General features: G+C 57.0%; 12 protein-coding genes. 5 read left to right on the top strand and 7 right to left on the bottom strand.

Features of this window, described 5'->3' with window-relative positions; genetic code table 11:
• Window positions 1-76 precede the first annotated feature (76 nt).
• Window positions 77-2,704: an ATP-dependent chaperone ClpB gene (clpB, locus tag QML71_RS07755; protein ID WP_282011352.1), complete on the top strand. Its 2,628-nt coding sequence runs from the start codon at window positions 77-79 to the stop codon at window positions 2,702-2,704.
• Window positions 2,705-2,730: 26 nt separating this feature from the next.
• On the opposite strand, the gene QML71_RS07750 is transcribed toward clpB, so the two are convergent.
• The 6 genes from QML71_RS07750 to QML71_RS07725 form a co-directional block, all read right to left on the bottom strand.
• Entirely contained in the window at window positions 2,731-6,114 is a 3,384-nt protein-coding gene (locus tag QML71_RS07750) for a UvrD-helicase domain-containing protein (RefSeq protein ID WP_282011351.1), read from the bottom strand.
• Window positions 6,111-8,783 carry a PD-(D/E)XK nuclease family protein gene (locus tag QML71_RS07745; RefSeq protein WP_282011350.1) on the bottom strand — a complete coding sequence of 891 codons (2,673 nt, stop codon included), beginning with the start codon at window positions 8,781-8,783 and terminating at the stop codon, window positions 6,111-6,113. The genes QML71_RS07750 and QML71_RS07745 overlap by 4 nt, the downstream gene beginning before the upstream one ends.
• Window positions 8,784-8,918: 135 nt before the next feature.
• Window positions 8,919-9,356: a molybdenum cofactor biosynthesis protein MoaE gene (locus QML71_RS07740; RefSeq protein ID WP_282011349.1), complete on the bottom strand. Its 438-nt coding sequence runs from the start codon at window positions 9,354-9,356 to the stop codon at window positions 8,919-8,921.
• Between the two features lie 21 nt (window positions 9,357-9,377).
• A complete protein-coding gene (locus tag QML71_RS07735; protein WP_282011348.1) occupies window positions 9,378-9,629 on the bottom strand; it encodes a MoaD/ThiS family protein in 252 nt (83 codons plus the stop codon).
• 3 nt (window positions 9,630-9,632) lie between these two features.
• Complete coding sequence (gene moaC, locus QML71_RS07730) at window positions 9,633-10,142, bottom strand: cyclic pyranopterin monophosphate synthase MoaC (RefSeq protein WP_282011347.1); 510 nt, start codon at window positions 10,140-10,142, stop codon at window positions 9,633-9,635.
• A gap of 40 nt (window positions 10,143-10,182) precedes the next feature.
• On the bottom strand, window positions 10,183-10,548 hold the full coding sequence (locus tag QML71_RS07725; RefSeq protein ID WP_282011346.1) for a VOC family protein: 366 nt from the start codon (window positions 10,546-10,548) through the stop codon (window positions 10,183-10,185).
• 134 nt (window positions 10,549-10,682) lie between these two features.
• Between QML71_RS07725 and QML71_RS07720 the strand changes: the two genes are divergently transcribed.
• Window positions 10,683-11,390, top strand: coding sequence for an alpha/beta hydrolase (locus QML71_RS07720; RefSeq protein WP_282011345.1), 708 nt, complete (start codon window positions 10,683-10,685; stop codon window positions 11,388-11,390).
• Window positions 11,387-12,172 (top strand): hypothetical protein, encoded by a 786-nt coding sequence (locus tag QML71_RS07715; protein WP_282011344.1) that lies wholly within the window; start codon window positions 11,387-11,389, stop codon window positions 12,170-12,172. Before QML71_RS07720 ends, QML71_RS07715 begins: the two co-directional genes overlap by 4 nt.
• A gap of 15 nt (window positions 12,173-12,187) precedes the next feature.
• Here the strand turns inward: QML71_RS07715 and QML71_RS07710 are convergent, their stop codons facing one another.
• Window positions 12,188-15,625, bottom strand: coding sequence for an acyl-[ACP]--phospholipid O-acyltransferase (locus tag QML71_RS07710; RefSeq protein ID WP_282011343.1), 3,438 nt, complete (start codon window positions 15,623-15,625; stop codon window positions 12,188-12,190).
• Window positions 15,626-15,778: 153 nt separating this feature from the next.
• On the opposite strand from QML71_RS07710, the gene QML71_RS07705 reads away from it, so the two are divergent.
• Together QML71_RS07705 and QML71_RS07700 are read left to right on the top strand one after the other, a co-directional pair.
• The gene (locus QML71_RS07705) at window positions 15,779-16,693 is read left to right on the top strand and encodes an EamA family transporter (protein ID WP_282011342.1); all 915 of its coding nucleotides are present in this window, start codon (window positions 15,779-15,781) and stop codon (window positions 16,691-16,693) included.
• Window positions 16,694-16,853: 160 nt separating this feature from the next.
• Window positions 16,854-19,643, top strand: coding sequence for an insulinase family protein (locus QML71_RS07700; protein ID WP_282011341.1), 2,790 nt, complete (start codon window positions 16,854-16,856; stop codon window positions 19,641-19,643).
• Window position 19,644: the final 1 nt, after the last annotated feature.

The following is a 19,644-nucleotide window of genomic DNA, read 5'->3' as shown; positions in this document are numbered from 1 at the left end:
TTTCCCGCCTTGACCGGTCCGGCCCGGCATCTTATTTGAATCTCAGACAACGTTTTTGTTGCAAGGAGATTTCAAGATGCGCTTTGACCGGATGACCATCAAATTACAGAACGCAGTGATGGAGGCGCAGGCCTTGTGCGAAGAGGCGCGCCAGCAGGCCATCGAATGCGAACACCTGCTGTTGCCCCTGTTGAAGGATACGGAGGGCATCGCTCCCGTATTGATCGGCAAAGCGGGTGCGGACACAACCCGCCTGGTTGCCGATCTTCAGGAGCAGGCCAATAAGTACCCGAAAGTGGAAGGCGCATCCAGCCAGGTCCATCTATCCACCGGCCTCAAGGACATCCTCGACAAGGCGTTTGAAGAAGCCCGCCAGATCAAGGATGAGTTTGTGAATGCCGAGCACGTGTTGCTGGCGGTGGCCGCCGATATCAAAACCCACGCCGGAAAACTGTTCAAATCCCACGGCATCAAACGCGAAGATCTGCTGATGGCGCTCACCACGCTGCGCGGTTCGCAGCGGGTGACCGACCAGGATCCCGAAGCGAAATACCAGGTGCTCGAAAAATACTGCATCGACCTCACGCAGAAGGCCAGCTCCAGCAAGCTCGATCCGGTGATCGGACGCGATGCGGAAATTCGCCGCGTGGTGCAGGTGTTGTCACGCCGCACCAAAAACAATCCCGTGTTGATTGGCGAACCCGGCGTCGGCAAGACCGCCATCGTGGAAGGCCTGGCGCAGCGCATCGTGCATGGCGACGTGCCGGAAGGCCTGAAAGACAAACGCATTATTGCACTCGATCTGGCTGCGCTGGTGGCGGGCACCAAGTACCGCGGTGAATTTGAAGAACGTCTGAAGGCGGTGCTGAAAGAAATCAACAGCAGCGAAGGCGAGATCATCCTGTTCATCGACGAGCTGCACACGCTCATCGGCGCGGGCTCCGCGGAAGGCTCCATGGACGCTTCCAATATGCTGAAGCCCGCCCTGGCGCGGGGCGAGCTGCACTGCGTCGGCGCCACCACGTTGCGCGAATACCGCAAGCACATTGAAAAGGACGCGGCGCTGGAGCGTCGCTTCCAACCTGTCATGGTGGGTGAACCGTCGGTGGAGGACACCATCTCCATCCTGCGCGGTCTCAAAGAAAAATACGAAGTGCATCACGGTGTGCGCATTCAGGACGCGGCCATTCTGGCGGCGGCGCGCCTGTCGCACCGCTACATCTCCGACCGCTTCCTGCCGGACAAGGCGATCGACCTGATCGATGAAGCGGCTTCCAGCCTGCGTATGCAGATCGATTCGCTTCCCGCCGAAATCGATGAATACCAGCGCAAGATCATGCAGTTGGAAATCGAACGGGAAGCCTTGAAGAAGGAATCCGATGCGCAGTCGAAGGACCGCCTGCAGAAAATCCAAAAAGAAATCGAGTCGCTGGGTGCTGCCTGCGAAACCATGAAGCAGCAGTGGGAAAGTGAAAAGAAAGTCATTGCTGAAAAGCGCGAATTGAAGGAAAAAGTCGAACGGGCCCGGCAGGAGTGCGACGTGGCCGAGCGCGAAGGACGGCTGGGTCAGGCCGCGGAATTGAAATACGGCACACTGCCGCGCCTGGAAAAAGAAATGGCCGATCTGGAAAGCCACCTGTCACAGGTGCAGACTGAAAAGAAAATTCTCAATGAAGAGGTGGGTGAGGAAGAGATCGCCAACATCGTTTCCCGCTGGACCGGTGTGCCCGTCGATAAGATGATGCAATCGGAACGCAGACGCCTTCTCGCTATGGAAGGCGAATTGCACAAGAAAGTGGTGGGGCAGGATGAAGCGGTGAAAGCGGTGTCCAACGCCATCCGCCGCTCGCGTGCGGGCATTCAAGATCCGAACCGTCCGATCGGCACATTTTTATTTCTTGGTCCGACGGGTGTGGGCAAAACGCAGCTGGCCCGGACGCTGGCGGAGTTTTTGTTCGATGACGAGCAGGCCATGATTCGCGTGGACATGTCCGAGTACATGGAAAAGCATTCCACCGCCCGCCTCATTGGTGCGCCTCCCGGCTATGTCGGTTATGAAGAGGGTGGTTACCTGACCGAGCACGTTCGCCGCAAACCGTATTCGGTGGTGCTGCTCGATGAAATCGAGAAGGCGCATCCGGACGTGTTCAATCTCTTTCTGCAGATACTGGACGAAGGCCGCCTGACGGACGGTCACGGCAAGACGGTGGATTTTAAAAATGCGGTTGTGCTCATGACCTCCAACATCGCCGGCAAGATGATCCAGGAAGCGGGCATGCAGATGAGCGAAATGGAAAAAGCCGGAACCGCAGACTGGGATCATGGGCATGAAGACATTCAGGAAGCGGTGCGGCAGGAGTTGCGTCAGCATTTCCGCCCTGAATTTTTGAACCGGATCGACGACATCGTGATCTTCCGCAATCTGTCCCGCGACCAGATCAAGGACATTGTGGAAATCCAGATCGGGGATTTGCGAAAGCGGCTTGCGGATCGGCAGATGGCTCTGGAATTGAGCGATGCGGCCAAGGCATTGCTTGCGGAGAAGGGTTACGATCCGGTGTTTGGTGCGCGGCCTCTCAAACGCGTCATTCAAAAATATGTGCAGGACCCGCTGTCGTTGAAACTGCTTGACGAAGAAGTACACGAAGGCGATACCATTCGCGTGGACAGGGAAAACGACGTGCTGATATTCAAAAAATCCTGAATGGCGGATTAAGGATTCCCGTTGCCTTAGGAGACTTCAACCAGACGGCGATGCAGAGGGTAGTACAGCGCCAGCTTGATGGGACGGGTTTCGCCCTTGGCGCGCAGGATTTCGGCATAAGCCTGCAACTGCGGTGCGTAGCGTTTTTCTTCTGCTTCAAAAAAACTTTCCAGGGAACTTCCTTGGTGCTCGCCGGTTTTGTAGTCGATAATCCAGCGTGTGCCCTCGGCATCGACAAAAGTACGATCGATGATGCGGTTGGAGAAGATGTCTTTTTTGGCAAAGGTCAGGGCGAACTCGCTGGCCGCATCTTCATGCGCGTCTAAAATCCAGCGTCCCACCTGTTCATCATCGAGAATGTTTTGGAGGGCGCGCACGCCTTTTTCCGCCACCGCCCCGGCCCGATCGAACGGCAGTCCTTCATTCAACAAAGCCGCCTTGAACGCGGGCTTCATCGATTCCGGATTTTTTTCGTCCCAGGTGTTCAACCCCTGGTCGGCAATATCCTTGAAGCAGCGATGCAACACGTTACCGAGAAACCGCGCCTCATTGCCCGCCCAGTAGTAAGGAGGCCGGTCCTCGCGTTCCTCGCGAATGTCCAACGGCCGCCCGGTCTCGATATCGGGTGGCGGTGTGGGCGGCTGAAACTCCCTGGCCAGCCGGCGCAGATGCGGCGGCTTCGGTTTGGGGCGGTATTGGGAAGGCCCTCCCGTCGAACCCATCGTCAGCTGTTCCTCCCACCCGGTTTGCACATGGGGCCACAGGTGCCCCAGCATGGAGTTGGCGGGCGGATTCTTGATTTCAGCGGCTTCGTCGTCCAGGGTCACGTGCCCGAACAGGTGCAGTTGCTGTTTCGCGCGGGTGACGGAAACGTAGAGCAGGCGGCGCATCTCATGTTGATCGCGGGCTTTATTGAGAGTGTTTAAAAATTTATAGATGGCGGAATCTTTTTCGCCGGTTTCCTGAATCGGGGCGAACAGCATGTGTTTTTGGTGGGTCAGCCAGAAAATCAGCTGCTTTTCATCCTTGCCCGTTTTCTTGCCGAGACCCGGCAGCAGCACGAAATCGAACTCCAGCCCCTTGGCCTGATGCATGGTCATGATCTGCACCGGACTGCCTTCCAACGCCGGGGGGCTGGCGTACAACCTTTCGAGCACGCGATCGAAACGGTACAGCGTGTCGTAGTCGCCTTTGTCGAGCGTCTTGGAAACTTCCCCGAAAAACACGTCGATGTCCGGCCACTGGCTGCGCTCGACGCAGGCGGGTCCGCCGAGATCGATCCAGCAACCTTCCAACAGATCGCGAAAGTTTTCGCCGGGCAGGGCGTCGAGAACCGGCGTTAACTTTTCTACCATGCGTGCCAGCCGTGCCTGCCCGTCGGTGGTTAAAGTCTGTTGCCGCGACGGTTCGTTCATCAATTGCCATAAAGGAGTGCTGCTGTCGAGCAGGCACAACCGGTGCAGATCTTCCAGATGAAGGCCGCACCAGGGTGCGCGGAGGATCGACAGCCAGGCGATGCGGTCATGCGGATCGAGCAGGGCGCGCATGAGCGACCACAGATCGAGGATGGCGGAACGGTCGGTGATCTTGTCGATGTTCTCGGCGCGGAGAGGAATGCCCGCTTCCTGCAGGTGCGGCATGAGCGATTCCAGATGAGTGCGCGAGCGCACCAGAATCGCGGTCGTGGCGCCGGGATGATCGGTTTGCAGACCGCGGATCACATCAACAAGCTGGAACGCTTCCTGCTCGGTTTCGGTTTTTATAAAAGGATGATACACCACCGCCTGTTCGGTGGTGGCGGCGCGCTCCGCATGCGAAGGCTCGTAGTCGATGGCACCTTCCAGATCGGCGGTGCCACCGGATTCCGTCTCCCGGTCCAGTGTTTCGAAACAGGCATTGACCCAGTGCACGAGGTGCGCCTGCGAACGAAAATTGGAACTCAATTGCAAGGGCACCAGGCTGACGGGACCGATTCCATTCTGCTTCACTTTGTTGAAGAAAGAAACCTCCGCATCGCGAAAGCGATAGATGGACTGCATGGGGTCGCCGACGATGAACAGCGTGCGTCCATCGTCTGGCGTCCAGCCCTCGGTGAGCAGGGACAGCAGCTTGTATTGTTTGTAGGATGTGTCCTGAAATTCATCGACCAGAATGTGATGCAGCTTGACGTCGTATTTCAACAGCAGGTCCGTCGGCGTCATCTCCCCACCCAGCGAAGTCAATGCAGACAGGGACAGCTCCGAGTAGTCGGTGTTGCCGCTCTGGATGAACACCTGCCTTAAGGCTTTCTCTATTTCCGGAAGTAGATGGAACATGGATTCGAGAAACTCCCAGTCAGAATCTTCGAAGCGTGGCTCCGGCAGGGATTTGATGTCATTCAGAACCGCGATCAACGCTGAGTCCGAGGCAAGCGATTCCAATATATATTGATACTCCTGCTTCAGGTCCTGATTGCCGCCATCGTTTTTAGCGGGGAATCCCATCCGCTTGTCCATTTTCTTTCTGACCGTACCGCCATCGGTGACCAGCATGCTGGCGATGATTTTCCAGATCGGCAAACCAGTGGACAGAGGTTCTGGGAATTCCGCAAGGTCCTTCAGAGTGGCCAGGTCGCTTCCAGATTGGCTGGCGTGGATGTTTTCTCCGGCGTAACGGAAAAAGGGCAGGAGTTGGGCTTTCAGTGCATCGGAAAACAGGGCGTCCGCCGCCTGCAAGCGGGCCTCCACCAGTTCGCTCAAGGCCTGCTCCTGTTCGTCGCGGCTTTCCGTGGAGGAGGGGGTTTCGAGGCGATTTTCGAAAAAGGTCAGCATCCAGCGATCGCGTTTTTGCAGCAGTTGGATCATCCGGTCCAAAAATTTGCCCTTGTTGTTGTCGAGGCGTTTCAGCAGCCGGCGCACCGCGTCCCCTGTTGGCGATGCCTCTTCCAATCGTGCCAGCATGCGTTGTGCCGTCTGCCGGTACAAGTTGTCGGCATTTTCCTCGATGTCGAGCAAGGAACCGATGCCGGAGAGCACGGGCGTTTGTTTGATCAGGGACATGCAGAAGGAATCGATGGTCTGGATTTTGAGACGGATGGGATTGTCGAGAAGGTTCCATTCGTGACGGGCGTCCTGCTTCAACACTTCCAGCGCCAGCCGATAGGTTTGCCGGCTGTGTTCGGATTCCGGCGGTTCGCCCTGAGCCGCCGTGGTCAATGCCTGGACGATGCGCGTCTGCATTTCTCCCGCGGCCTTGCGGGTGAAGGTCATGGCGAGGATGTGCTCCGGTTTCTCCACCCGCGCCAGCAATTTCAGAAAACGCTGGATCAGTAACTCGGTTTTTCCGGAGCCTGCCGGGGCTTGCACGATGAAGGACTGCGTGGCATCGAGGGCGCGGTCGCGCTGGTCCTGATCGTGAATGCGTCCGCTCATGAATCGTCCCCTTCGTCTTCGGTAGAGGCTGCAATCAGCAACTCGGCTTTGCGGCACAACGTACTCAACTCGCAACGGTCGCAGGGGCTGGGGGAGGGCACCGGATCGACCTGAACCGATCCTTGCAGAAATTGTGTGGCAAGCCCCTGCATGCGATCCCGCCATAATGATACCGCATGGTCCCAGTCATTGAACCCGCCCTTGTCTGGAGCTTTATTGTTGAGTCCGGGAAAGTCGAGGCCGTCGCGTCCCATACCTTTAAACGCACATCCCCCCTTGTTGACTTTGGCGAACAGGATGGCGTCGGCAGGGTGCGCCAGGCAATACAGCGGCAGTTGCGGTTCCAGAATGCGCTCGTCATGCCAGCCGGTGGCGGGAAACTGATTGCCCGTCTTGTAGTCGATGAGCACGAGCTGCTTGTCATCCGTGCGGTCGATGCGATCGATCTGGAGCCGCAGCCGCAAGTCACCCAAGGCATACTCAATCGGGGTTTCTGCGCCAAGCACTTCAAAATCATCGCGTGCCTGCTCGACGGTCAGCCACTCCAACGTCAGGTCGCAGAGTCGTTCCCATTCCAGTTTTTTGAATTCCATTTGTCCAAAAAACAGAAAGGGCTTTTCCGCAAGCACCGCATCGACCTGCGCCTCGACCGTTGCGGCAAGCGTCCCGTTGGCAGCCAGGGCATTCAGATTGCTTTTGGTTTTAACCTGTTTCCAGAAAAGTTCCAGGGTGCGATGCACGAGTTTGCCACGTTCGAGCGCATCCATCTCGAAATCTGACCCCTGTAAGGCCTCGGCCTTGAGGCGGTGCAGGGCGAAGGCGCGAAACGGGCATTCCGCCTGATGCTTCAGCAGGGAATGCCCGCCGCTCAGAAAATCTAATTCTTTTGCTGTGACCGTAATGTACGACCGATCTTCAAGGTCTTCCAGCCGGGTGTGATCGTGGTATTGGTCGATGAGGCGGTGCGAGGGCAGCGCGGTGGCATCCGGCTCCATCGGTTCCATTGATTTCAATAAAGGACTGACCAGGAGCTCGCGGTCGTTCAATCTTTTGGGAGCACTCAGTTGAATATCCGGTGCGGCATTCAACAGGCGCGCCAGGATGGTTTCGTAAAAACGGAGGGTGCGGTTGGGTGTGCAATGCGGCAACTGGTGCTGGCGTTGCAAGGTGAAGGGAATGAATGGATTCGGATCGTTGGGCGCAGGCAGGTTTTCGGCGTGGCAACCGAGCACCCACACGTGATCGAACTGCATACCCGCCGCTTCCAACAGCCCCACCACCTGGATCGGTTCTTCCCTTGTCTTGGGTTGGAAGATTTTGTCCTGCACAATGTGAGTCAGTGTGTTGACCAGAGTCACCCGGTCGATACTCCCCAGCACACCGTCCAGCGTCGCCAGTTCATCGAGGCATTCGTTCCAGGAATCATGCACCTGAAATTCCCGGCTGGATAACGTGCGTTCGCCACGCGGCCAGTTCATCTCGTGCAGCATCTTCGCGATCTGCTGCGCCCACTGGCCGGGACGTTTGCTGCCGGAAGCGTTCCCCCAGTCCTTCCATTTTTGCAGCACGGTCCTGAAGGCCTCGCAGGAGGCGAGCTCTGTGGAATTCAGTGCGTGGTTGACGGACACGCGAACGGAGCGTTGCCGCCGGAGAGCGCGGTCGCATTGCAGACGTGCGCTTTTTTCGGCTGGCCAGTTGCCGAAATAGGGCGAGATCATTAATTGAGAACACAATTGCGCCGGCATGGAGGGTCCGGGCAAAGCCAGCAGATTGAGGGCGAGACCGACCATGTGCTCGCGGGCCAGCGACGTGCCGAGCGAAACGTTGAACGGGGCTTCCTTGCCTTCCCAGCAGTACACCGAATCGGGCGCCAACTCGGCCTTCAACTCGTGCACCAGCAACTCGCGGTAGTCTTCCATGTTGGTGACGATGAGCCCGATGGTTGTTTCCGGTTGCATGACCGACCGCACCCAGCGCGCGCACTGAATCACTTCTTCATGCGGATCGGCATAGAGCCGGACCGAATGCGTCTGCTCACGAATCCACGCGCGTGGATCGGCGTCCGCGGCGGCGGACGGTTCCGGGTAATACGAAATGGTTGCGCCCTGGTCTTCTGAAAATTGGATGAAGTGCTGGAGTTGCGGCGTCCATTCATCAAAGCCCGCGAACTGAATGGTTGACGGAACATCGATCCTTCCGGCCTGCATGGCATCCTGCACGGCGGACAAAATTTGTGCCGGGTCGAGGGCGTTCCATTTTTTCAATTGATCCCGGTACTGCGATTGCCAGCGATGGAAGGCATGGCTCTCCTCCGAAAGCGTGTAATGGTTGGGGTTGGGATCGACCTGATACTGGTGGATCAGGCCAAAGGCTTCCGCCGCCTGAAGGGCCGCGCCTTGCAGGTGCAGCAGGTCGAGCTGCGAGGTGTGGATATCGTTGCGGATGATGCGTTCCCATACCTTGCGGGATTGCAGGCCGGATAACACATGTTGCTGCGGCCAGGACTCGATCCACGTTTGCCGCAACCAGGTTTCGAAGGGCACGATGCGCGGCGTCTGCCAGACGGTTTGGGATGCGGCCTGGCGGCGATTGTGTTGCAGAGAAAGCCAGCGCGCGAGGCGGGTGTTGACGGTGAGGACCAGGGTGGATGTGTCCGCAGGCGCAGGCATTGGCAGTTCGATCAATAGGGTGTGTGAAGAACAACGGGCCGGACTGGACGAACTGGCCCGGTCGAACGACAGCAATCAAATCGTCAGCGCCTGGGTAGGCGGAGCTGCATGTTATTGCGCGTGCCGGGGTGGTGATTATGGAGTGGCCTGCACCCAGACTTCGCCTGTGGACGTGGTCTCGCGTTTCCAGATCGGCGTGGTGCGCTTGAGTTCGGCAATGGCCCATTCGCAGGCTTTGAACGTTTCCTGCCGGTGCTCGCCGCAGGCGATGATGAGCACGATGTTCTCGCCGATGTCGATGTAGCCGATGCGGTGGATGATGCTCATGTCGATGATGCCGAAATCCCGGATGGCTTTGTCGCGGATGTCCGCGAGCTTTTTCTCCGCCATCTGCGGGTAATGCTCGAAATTCAATTCGGTGATGTTCTGTCCCTTGTTCAACTCGCGGCCCGTACCCAGGAAGGTGGTGATGCCGCCGATGTTGCGGGAGGGTTTCTTCATCACTTCGATTTCATCGTGAACGTTGAAATCTTCTTTTTGGATGCGGACTTTGGATTCGGTTGCCGTGCTCATGAAACGTTCCTCAACAAATGGTCACATGCCGCCGGAGAAGGGGGGCAACAGCGCGATCTCATCGCCGTCGCGGACCACCGTGTCCAAAGGCATCACGTCGTAATTGATGGAAATCATAATTTTTTTCTGGCGCACCATCTCACCGATCTGCGGCAGGGTTTTGCCGATCATGTGAGTCAGGGCTTCCAGCGTGACCTCGCCTTCGAGATCGAACCGGTCTTCTTCCTTGCCGGCCAGTTGCCGGAGGTTGGCGAAGTATTTCACGGTAACCATGCCTCAAACCTCCGATACGTTTTGGCGGGTGAACGTCCCGGACTTGCCACCGGTTTTGTATGTCAGGCCGATTTGATTGAAAAACATGTCGCGGTCAACCGCCTTGCACATGTCGTAGATGGTGAGGGCGGCCATGGAGACGGCCGTCAGTGCTTCCATCTCGACGCCGGTCTGCCCGGTGACCTTGACCGTGGCGGTGATGCCGATGGAACTCAGGCCGTGGGCGCCGGGTTCCGGGTATTCTTCAAATTGGATGTCCACCCCGGTCAACAACAACGGATGGCACATGGGGATGACATCCGAGGTCTTTTTCGCGCCCTGGATGCCCGCCACCTGCGCCACGGCCAGCACGTCGCCTTTTTTGATGCGGCCTTCCTGGATCAGCCGCAGGGTCTCCGGTTGCATGTACACCGTGCCCTGGGCGGTGGCGATGCGTTCGGTGACGCTCTTTTCCGAGACATCCACCATGCGGGCGCGGCCCTCTTCATTGAAATGCGTCAGCGGGTTGTTCATGATCCTTATCTTACAATAAATCCGATTGAACTTTAACCAATTACGCCGGTTTTTTTTCGCCGGGTGGTTGATACAGGCCGATCCGGTTGCCGTCCGGATCGAGAAGCGTCGCCAGCTTGCCGTAGGGGAATTCCTGCACTGCGTGGACGAAATGGACGCCTTTATTTTTCAAGACTTCCACCATCAGTTCGATGGGCCGGGCTTCGAGATGCACCATGGCCCCGGCGGCGGCTTCCGGTTCCCAGCGGTCCACCCGGCGTAACGCCAGCCGCTGCCCGTCGAGGTCGAATTCGGCCCAGTCGTCCACCTTGAACATCAGTTTCAAGCCGAGCACGTTCTGGTAGAATTCGACGGCGCGGTCCAGATCCAGGGTGCCGTAGTGGATGAACGCGATTTTTTTGAACAAGGGGTGTTCCAAGCCGTGCCGCCTTTCCGGTCGAATCCAGATGGGTGATTGGAGGTGCTTCCTTTATAGTAGAGGTTCACCCGGAGGGGTTGCAATCTTCTTATGAAAGCAAAATCCGACGGAAGGAAGACAGGATGGTTGCGCAGGACTCTGATCCCGGTGGAGAGCGCCTTGCCGGCATAGGTGGAGAACCGGAGTATGTTGTGCTTCTGCACGGCATCGCCCGCACCAACCGATCGATGGCCCCGCTCGCCGATTATCTGACAAAGCACGGCTATGCGGCAGTCAACATCGATTACCCTTCCACGCGTTATTGTATGGATGAATTGGTGGAGCGCCTGCATCAGATGATGCAGGCTTTGAATCTGGAGAAAGACCGGACCATTCACTTCGTGGGTTATTCGATGGGCGCGTTGATTGTGCGTGGCCTCGTGCAGAAACACCGGCCGCCTCATCTGGGACGGGTGGTGATGCTGGCGCCTCCCAACGGCGGCAGCGAAGTGGCGGATTTTCTCAAAAACAATTTCCTGTTCAAGTGGATATACGGTCCCGCCGGACAGGAGCTGGGTACGAATCGGGATGGCTGCCGCGCTCGTTTCGGCGACATTGATTTTGAATTTGGAGTGGTTGCGGGCGACCGTTCGCTGGATCCCTTGTCGTCGGCGATCATCGCGGGACCGAGTGACGGCAAGGTGTCCATCGAGCGCACCCAGGTTCCCGGCATGAAGGATCATATTGTGGTGCACGCCACGCACACGTTCATCATGCGTAACGAGAAAGCGATGGCGCAGACCCTGCACTTTCTGCAACACGGTGCATTTTATAGAGGAGATCAACCATGAACTCCAAAACGCGGATGGGGGTTTTGCTTGGCGTGGCGGCTCTCTTCACGCTGGCTGTGTTTTCATTTCCACCGTTGGCGCAGGACCCGGATTACCACAATTTTGCGGACCACATCCGTTTTCTGGGCATTCCCAACTTCGCCGATGTCATCTCCAATCTGGTTTTTGGGGTGGTGGGTGTCATGGGGCTGGCCGCTCTGAAACGGGTCGCCATGCACGAGCAGACTTTTTACCGCCCGCAGGAAACGATTTTTTTCGTTTTGATTTTTACGGGTGCGTTCTTGACCGGATTGGGATCGGCCTATTACCACTGGGCGCCCGGCGACGCCACGTTGCTGTGGGACCGTTTGCCGATGGCCATCGTGTTCATGGCGGTATTCGCATTGATTCTCGCCGACCGGCTGGGCATCGAGTTGGGCCTGCTTGCTTTAGGTCCGCTGGTGTTCCTGGGTCTCGTCTCAGTGCTGTACTGGGATCATACGGAAACGCTGGGGCAGGGGGATCTGCGTCCTTACATTCTGGTTCAGTTTCTACCGATCCTGCTGCTGCCTGTTCTGTTGGTCCTGTTCCCGGCGCGTTACAGCAAATCGATTTGTTTTGTGAAGCTGGTCGGCTGGTACCTCGTCGCCAAAATCTTCGAACAGCTCGATGCGTGGGTCTTTACCGGCACAGCAGGCATGGTGAGTGGCCACACGCTGAAACACCTGGTTGCCGGGACGGCGTTGTTCTTTCTGGTTTCTTATCTGGAGGAGCGGCGTTGCCTGCGGCCGGTGGGTGGTTGATCCCGCCGTATAAGATCAACCCTGGTTGGCGTTGACCAGTTCCTGCGTTTTGACGTAATCGATTTTTCCGGTGGCGAGCAGCGGCACTTCATCGACCACCATGATGCGTTTGGGAATGCTCAAATCGCCCAGTCCGTTGGCCTTGACGTGCTGGACGATGGCGTCGCGGGCGGCCTCCTTGTGTGTGGTCACCAGCACCATTTGCTCGCCCTTTTTTTCATCCGGCAATGTGACCACCGCGTGCTGGTAGTCCGGCCACAGGTGGGAGAGGTAAGATTCGACGGCGGTCAGTGAGATCATCTCGCCGCCGACCTTGGCGAAGCGTTTGGCCCGGCCCTTGATGGTGAGGAAGCCTTCCTCGTCGATCTCGACGATGTCGCCGGTGTCGTACCAGCGGTTTTCCGGAGGCTCCAGCACGCCGGGGTCGGTGTGCCGCAGGTAGCCTGCCATGACGTTGGGTCCGGTGACCCACAAGCGGCCACCTTCGTCGATACCGGGCACGGCTTCCAACCGCTGTTGGATGGCGGGCAGCAGGCAACCCACCGAGCCGGTTTTGTTCAGCATCGGCGTGTTGAGCGACAGGATCGGCGCGGTCTCGGTGGCGCCGTACCCTTCAAAAATGCGGATGCCGAATTTTTCCGCCCACACCCTGCGCGTTTCCTCTCTCAACTTTTCGGCTCCGGCGAACAGGTAACGCAGGTTGTGAAAATCGTAAGGGTGACCGTAATGGGCGTACCCGGCGAGAAACGTATCGGTGCCGAACATGATGGTGGCGTTGGTGTCATAGATGAGTTCGGGAATCTGCCGGTAGTGCAGCGGAGATGGATAAAAAAATGTTTTGAGGCCGCACAGCACCGGCAGCAGCGTGCCGCCGGTGAGGCCGAAGGAATGAAACACCGGCAGCGAATTGAACACGATGTCGGTGGGGCCGAGATCGATGCGCGCGTTCAGCTGGTTGACGTTGGCGAGGATGTTGAAGTGAGTCAGCACGACGCCCTTGGGCACGCCTTCGGAACCGGAAGTGAACAGCACCACGCAGGGACGGTCGGGATCGATCTGGCCCCGGCAGGCGTTGCGGTAGGCGCGCAGGGGAAACAGGCTGGACCACACGCCGCGCAGCTTGGCCAACAGGCCGATTTCTTTGCGCAGGTCTTCCAGGTACACGATGTGGAGCCCGGCGTCGGTGAGGGCATCGGTCAGGTCATGCAGCTTGCCTTTTTCTATGAACAGGCGCGAGGTGTAAACGCTGCGGATTTTCGCGGCCTCGCAGGCGGCGATCATGTTTTTGGTGCCGACGGAAAAATTGAGCATGGCGGGGACGCGCCCGAACGCCTGCAGCCCGAAAAACGTCACCAGCGCGCCCACGGCGTTGGGCAGCAGCACGCCGACGTATTCGTTCGGTTCGGTCCGGCGCGCCATGTGGCGTCCCAAAATAAAACAACGCAGAATGAGTTGGCGGTAGGTGATGGGTTTGCGTTCGATGTCTTCCGCCACCGCATGTCCTCCGCCATGCGTGGTGCGGGCTGTGAGCACGGCTTCGAACAGGGTTTTGCGCGAATCGGTGCTCTCGAACAGCATGTTCGACATGAGTGCGTACAACTGGCTGGCGGCCAGGCGGCGGCGTTTGCGGCCTTTCACCTTGTCCGGCACCTGGAAGGTGCGCGGTTCGAGAAAGGTCAAGGTGATTTTCGGAAACCATTTGATGGGCACCTTGCCGCGCAGTCGCGAGAAGGGGGTGAACTGGGCGCCGTCGATGCGGACGGGCAGAATCTGTGCGCCGGATTTATCGGCGATCATACCCGGTCCCTCGTACACCTTCATCAGGGATCCGGTGGTGGTGATGCGGCCTTCCGGGAAGATCACCACCTGCGCGCCGCTGCGGATGGTTTCGATGAGGTTGCGCGTGGCGATCGGGTTGGTCGGGTCCAGCGCGAAGGTCTCGGTCAGAAACAGGAAGGGTTTGACCATCCACGAACGGGCGATGAAGGTGTTGATGGCAAACGTCAGTTTCGTGGGCGTACAGGCGGCGATCAACGCGGCATCCAGAAACGACAGGTGGTTGGCGATGATGATGAATTTACCGTCGGCAACTTTTTTGAATTGTTCGAGGCCCTTGATCTCGACTTTGTAAAAGGTGTGGAACAGCCAGATGAGGATGGATTTGACCAGGGCGTCGGGCAGCAACTGGCAGGTATAGAGGGCGACGAAGGTGTTGAGGATGGCCAGCGTCAAGAACACCTTGGTGATGTCGAACCCGATTTGCAGCATGACAGCGGTGCCGATGGCCGACACCACCATGAACAGGGCATTCAGTACGTTGTTGCTGGCGATGGTGCGGGAGCGGTGCGTGGTCTCCGAACGCGATTGCAGGATGGCATACAACGGAACGATATAGAGGCCGCCGCACATCGAAATCATGAACATGTCGAACAGAATGCGCCAGCTTGAAAAGTGAGTGAGAAACTGCCCGGCCCCGATCATCTCTGTCCCGCTGGCGATGAAGGTCTGCTGGCTGGCGAAGTAAAGATCGATGATGAACACCGTCATGCCCAGCATGCCGAGCGGCACGTAAGTGGCGACGATCTCGCCTTTCAGCAGGCGATTGCACAGGAGGGACCCGATGCCGATGCCGACGGAGAATACGGTGAGGAACAGTGTGACCAGTTCTTCGTTGCCGCCGATGATGTCCTTGCCGTACGTCGGGAACTGAGCGAGGAAGGTGGCGCCGATCAGCCAGAACCACGAGATGCCGAGAATGGACAGAAACACGTCGCGATTTTTGCGCGAATAGGCGACGATGTTCCAGGTTTCGCGGAAGATGTTGTAATCCACTTTCAATTTGGGCGCGGCGGCGACGCGTTTCGGGATGAACAGGCTGCCGGCAAAACCGACGCCCGCCAGGGTGATGACGATGCCGGACACCATCCACACCCCACCCTCGCGCAGGATCAGCAGGCCGCCAATGATGGTGCCGACCAGAATGGAGATGAAGGTCCCGGCCTCGATGAGGGCATTGCCGCCGATGAGCTCGTCTTCCAATAGAAGCTCCGGCAGGATGCCGTACTTGATGGGGCCAAAAAATGCCGACTGCGTGCCCATCAGAAACAGGATGGTCATCAGCAGGTTGACGCTCCCGATATAAAAACCATAGGCCGCGCCCATCATCAGTATGATTTCGACAAATTTGATGACGCGCACCAGCTGGGATTTTTCATACTTGTCGGCGAGTTGGCCGGCGGTGGCGGAAAACAGGAAGAAGGGCAGGATGAAGATGCCGGCGGCGGCGGTGATCATCATCTGTGCGTTCAACCCGGCGCGCTCTGCCGCGACGTAGGTGATGAGGATGACCAGCGCGTTCTTGAACAGGTTGTCGTTGAAAGCGCCAAGGAACTGCGTCACGAACAGAGGGAAGAAGCGTTGGGACCAGAGTAGATTGAGTTGGTTTTTAAGCATTCGGTATTCTGTTCAGGTGATAGGGGGCGGGTTGCAAACAAAATCTCCGCATTCAAAACCGGCATATTGTATCATTAGTGCTTTTCGTTTTACCGCTTAGATTGCGAATTTATTCCAGCGGGTTTCACAACCGCTGTTTTCCGGGAGCTTTCGTTGTCCGCCATTAGTATTACGTTGATCCTGCTTTCCTGCCTGTTTCATGCGCTGTGGAATGTGTTGACGCAGACCAGCCGCAATTCCAATTTCCTTTCCGGCTTCAAAGGCATGGTCATCATTGTGATCGCGCTGGGCTACCTCGCCACCTCCGGGTCCAGCGCGGTGCCGGAAGGGGTGTGGGTGTGGATTGTGGTGTCGGGCGTGTTGCACGGCGTTTATATTTTGAGCCTGTCGAAAGCCTACCAGACGCAGGACATCTCGTATGTGTATCCCATTGCCCGCTCGGCTCCGGTATTCGTGCCGGTGTTCGCGTGGTTTTTTCTGGCGGAACACCTCAGTATTTCATCGATGAGCGCCATCGTGCTCATTCTGGTCGCCGTGTATATTTTGCATTTCGACGGTCACTTGATCCGTGGGTTCCGCAATCTATGGGACGCCATCCTGCACAAGGACATGCGCTGGGCATTCATCACGCTGGGCCTGGTGGTGGGATACAGCCTGGTGGACAAGCAGGGCATGGATTTATTCATCGAAGCTCGCCCCGACCAGGCAGTGGAAAATGGATTCGCGTTTTTTTTCCTGGAAGCGTTGATCGGGTTCACGCTGTGCAACCTGTACCTGTTCGCAAAACACCCGGCGCAGGAAATAGGGGCGGTGTGGCGGCAGGAATGGGGACGGGGACTGGTGGCGGCGGTGGCGACCATCGGTTCCTACGGATTGATCTGCGTGGTGCTCCAGTTCGAGGAGGTGAGCCAGGTGGTGGCGGTGCGCCAGACCAGTGTCCTGATGGTCGTTTTGTGGGGCGTGCTCCAGCTCAAGGAATCGTTCGGGTCGCAGCGGATTCTGGCTGGGGGTCTGGTGGTGCTGGGGGTTGCTCTGATGGGTTGGGAGCCGTCCGCTTCTCTGCCGTAGATTAAAAAGATTTAATCCCATCCCCCTATTGTGGTTTGCTAAGATTAATGCGTTGGACGTTTTAACTCTTTCCGTCTGTTTATTTCACGGACCTTTCCTCAAACGGGTTCTCCGGAGGTGTTTTGTGGCTATGCATCGTATCAAAATCCTTTCAGGAATTTTGATTGTACTTCTCATCGTTCTTCTGAACGTTTCGGCCTTTGCCGGAATGGACAATCGCAAAACGAAAACCCTCGTGCTGGGAAACAATCTGGAAGTGTTGCTGATGAGCGACCCGGATGTGGATCGCAGCGCCGCTGCCCTGTCTGTCGGAGTGGGACACCTCTATGATCCGCAAGAGAAGATGGGAATGGCGCACTACCTGGAGCACATGCTGTTTCTGGGGACGGAAAAGTACCCGGAGGTGGGATCTTTCAAGGATTTTCTGACCGCTCACTCCGGCTCCAGCAACGCCTACACCGGTGACAACATCACCAACTACTTCTTTCAATCCAGCCACGATGCCTTTCCTGAGGCCATGGACCGCTTTTCGGATTTTTTCCGCGCCCCGTTGTTTGATAAAACCTACGCGGAGCGGGAGGTGCAGGCGGTCAACAACGAATTTGAGAAGAACAAATTGCAGGATGGATGGCGCGCCAGCCACCTGACCAACCAGGTTTCCAAAGAAGGCCACCCGATCCGGAATTTCGGCATCGGCAACGCCGACACCCTTGCCGGAGACAACCGACCGGCCTTACTCGAGTTTCATGACAAGTACTATTCCGCACGCATCATGCGGCTCTCCGTTTTATCCAAACTCACGCTGCTGGAACTGGAGCGGATTGTGCAGAAGTACTTTTCGAACATTTCGGACCATTCGGTGAATCTGCCGGAAGTGCCGTCCGATTACCGCCAGCCTCTTTCCGGCAAATACCGGTTGCTGAAAATCAAGACCATCAAGGATGTGCGGTCGCTCAGCCTGGATTTTCCGACGATCCGCCTGGCGGATTATAAGGAAAGCAAACCGGCATCGATCGTGGCGACGGTGATCGGTCATGAAGGCCAGGGATCGCTGTTGTCCAAACTGAAAAAAGAGGGTCTGGCGCTGGGGCTTTCAGCGGGGGGCGGGTACAGTCACCCAAACCTGTCGAGTTTCGGCATCACCATCAATCTGACTCCCAAAGGCATGGACAAGTACGAACGCGTTCTGGAACTGGTTTTTTCCTATATCGAGATGCTAAAGAAAACCGGATTTGAAAAGTACACGTTTGAAGAAACGCAGGCGATGGCGGAAATCGATTTTGAATGGAAAAGTCCGCAGGAAGGCATGGGCTTCATGGCGGGCAAGGCTGCCATGATGCAGATCTACAAACTGGACGAGGTGGAGGAGTTGCCCTACCTCTTTAAAAAATACGACCCGGACGCCTACCGCGCCGTGCTGAATACCTTGACGCCCGAAAACATGCTGGTTGTGCTCAACGGCCAGAATGTGGAAACGGACCAGGTCGAAAAATTTTTCGGGACGGAATACTCCCTGACCCAGGTGGGGGGATCGGCTTACGACAAGCTGACCCATCCGCCGGAACCTGAGGGCATGACGTATCCTGAGAAAAACGATTTCGTGCCGTACAAACTGGAGATGGTCGAGGAAGACCCGAGTCTCATCCGGGATGACCAATACGCCAAAATCTGGTTCAAGTTCGATCACAAGTTCAAACAACCCAAGGTGTACATCCGTTACCGGATTGAAACGCCGCACGTGTACGACACGGTGGACAACCTGGCGCTCTCGAAGTTGTACAACCTGGCCATTCATGAAGGGTTGAATGAGCTCACGTATCCGATCAGCCTTGCTGGACTGGTGTACAGCATCGACATCGAAAAGCAGGGCATGACGCTGTCGGTGGGTGGTTATACGGAACGCATCAATGATCTGTTGAAGCTGGTCGCGAAAAACATGAAGACCATCAAGATCAGCAAGCAGAAATTCGGAAACATCAAGGAAGCGGTTCTGCGGGACATCCGCAATCGTCAATTGGGTCAGGCCTACATGCGGGCTTCGTATTTTCACCGTCAGTTGTGGCAGGTCAAGCAATACACGGAAGAGGAACTGCTGGCGGCGCTGGAGCCGATCACTTTGGAAGACGTCCGCCAATACTCCCAACGATTGTATGAGCGCGTGTATGCCACCGGCCTGGTGCACGGCAACTGGACGGTCGCAGAGGTGAAAAGCAGCGTCAACATTCTGCTTGGTGAATTATCCAGCCTGCCGCTTGCCGAAAACGAACGTTACAAAGAGGAAGTGGCGGTGTTGCGTCCCGGCGAAAAAGTGCGTTTCTCCCAGCAGGTGCAGGACAATAACAATGCCCTGTATTACACGTTGCAGGTGGGTGAACGTTCCATGGAACGGCAGGCCAAGCTGTCGTTGATCGCGTCCATCGTCGAGAGCGATTTCTACACGCAGATGCGAACCAACCAGCAGTTGGGTTACATCGTATGGAGTTTTGAGAACCGTATGGAGGAACGCCTGTTCTTCAAGATGATCATCCAGTCGTCCAATTACAGTCCGTTCGAATTGCAGAAACGGGTCGAGGCCTGGATGGATAAAACAGATGGCCTCCTGAGTGCGCTTTCCGATGAAGAGTTTGAGCGTCACCGCCGGAGCCTGATCGTTTCCCTGGAGAAGCAGGGCGACAGCATCGGTGCGGTGGCGAGTGACCTTTACTACTACGCGACAGAAGAAGACGGAAACTTTCAATTTAAGGAACAACTGGTGGAAGCGGTCCGCAAGCTGAGCAAGGATGACGTGGTTGCGGCGGCGAAAAAACTGTTCCAGAGTCCGCAGGTGGCGCGTTCGATCATTCTGGTGCGGTCCAATGCGAACGACGATGCGGTGCCGGACGATGTGTTGACCACCATCGACCAGATCAAAAACCGTCGCGCCACCCCCGTCGGTGTGATTCCGCAATAGA

Source organism: Nitrospina watsonii (assembly GCF_946900835.1).
Taxonomy (GTDB): domain Bacteria; phylum Nitrospinota; class Nitrospinia; order Nitrospinales; family Nitrospinaceae; genus Nitrospina; species Nitrospina watsonii.
This window is presented reverse-complemented; position numbering and strand designations above follow the sequence as displayed.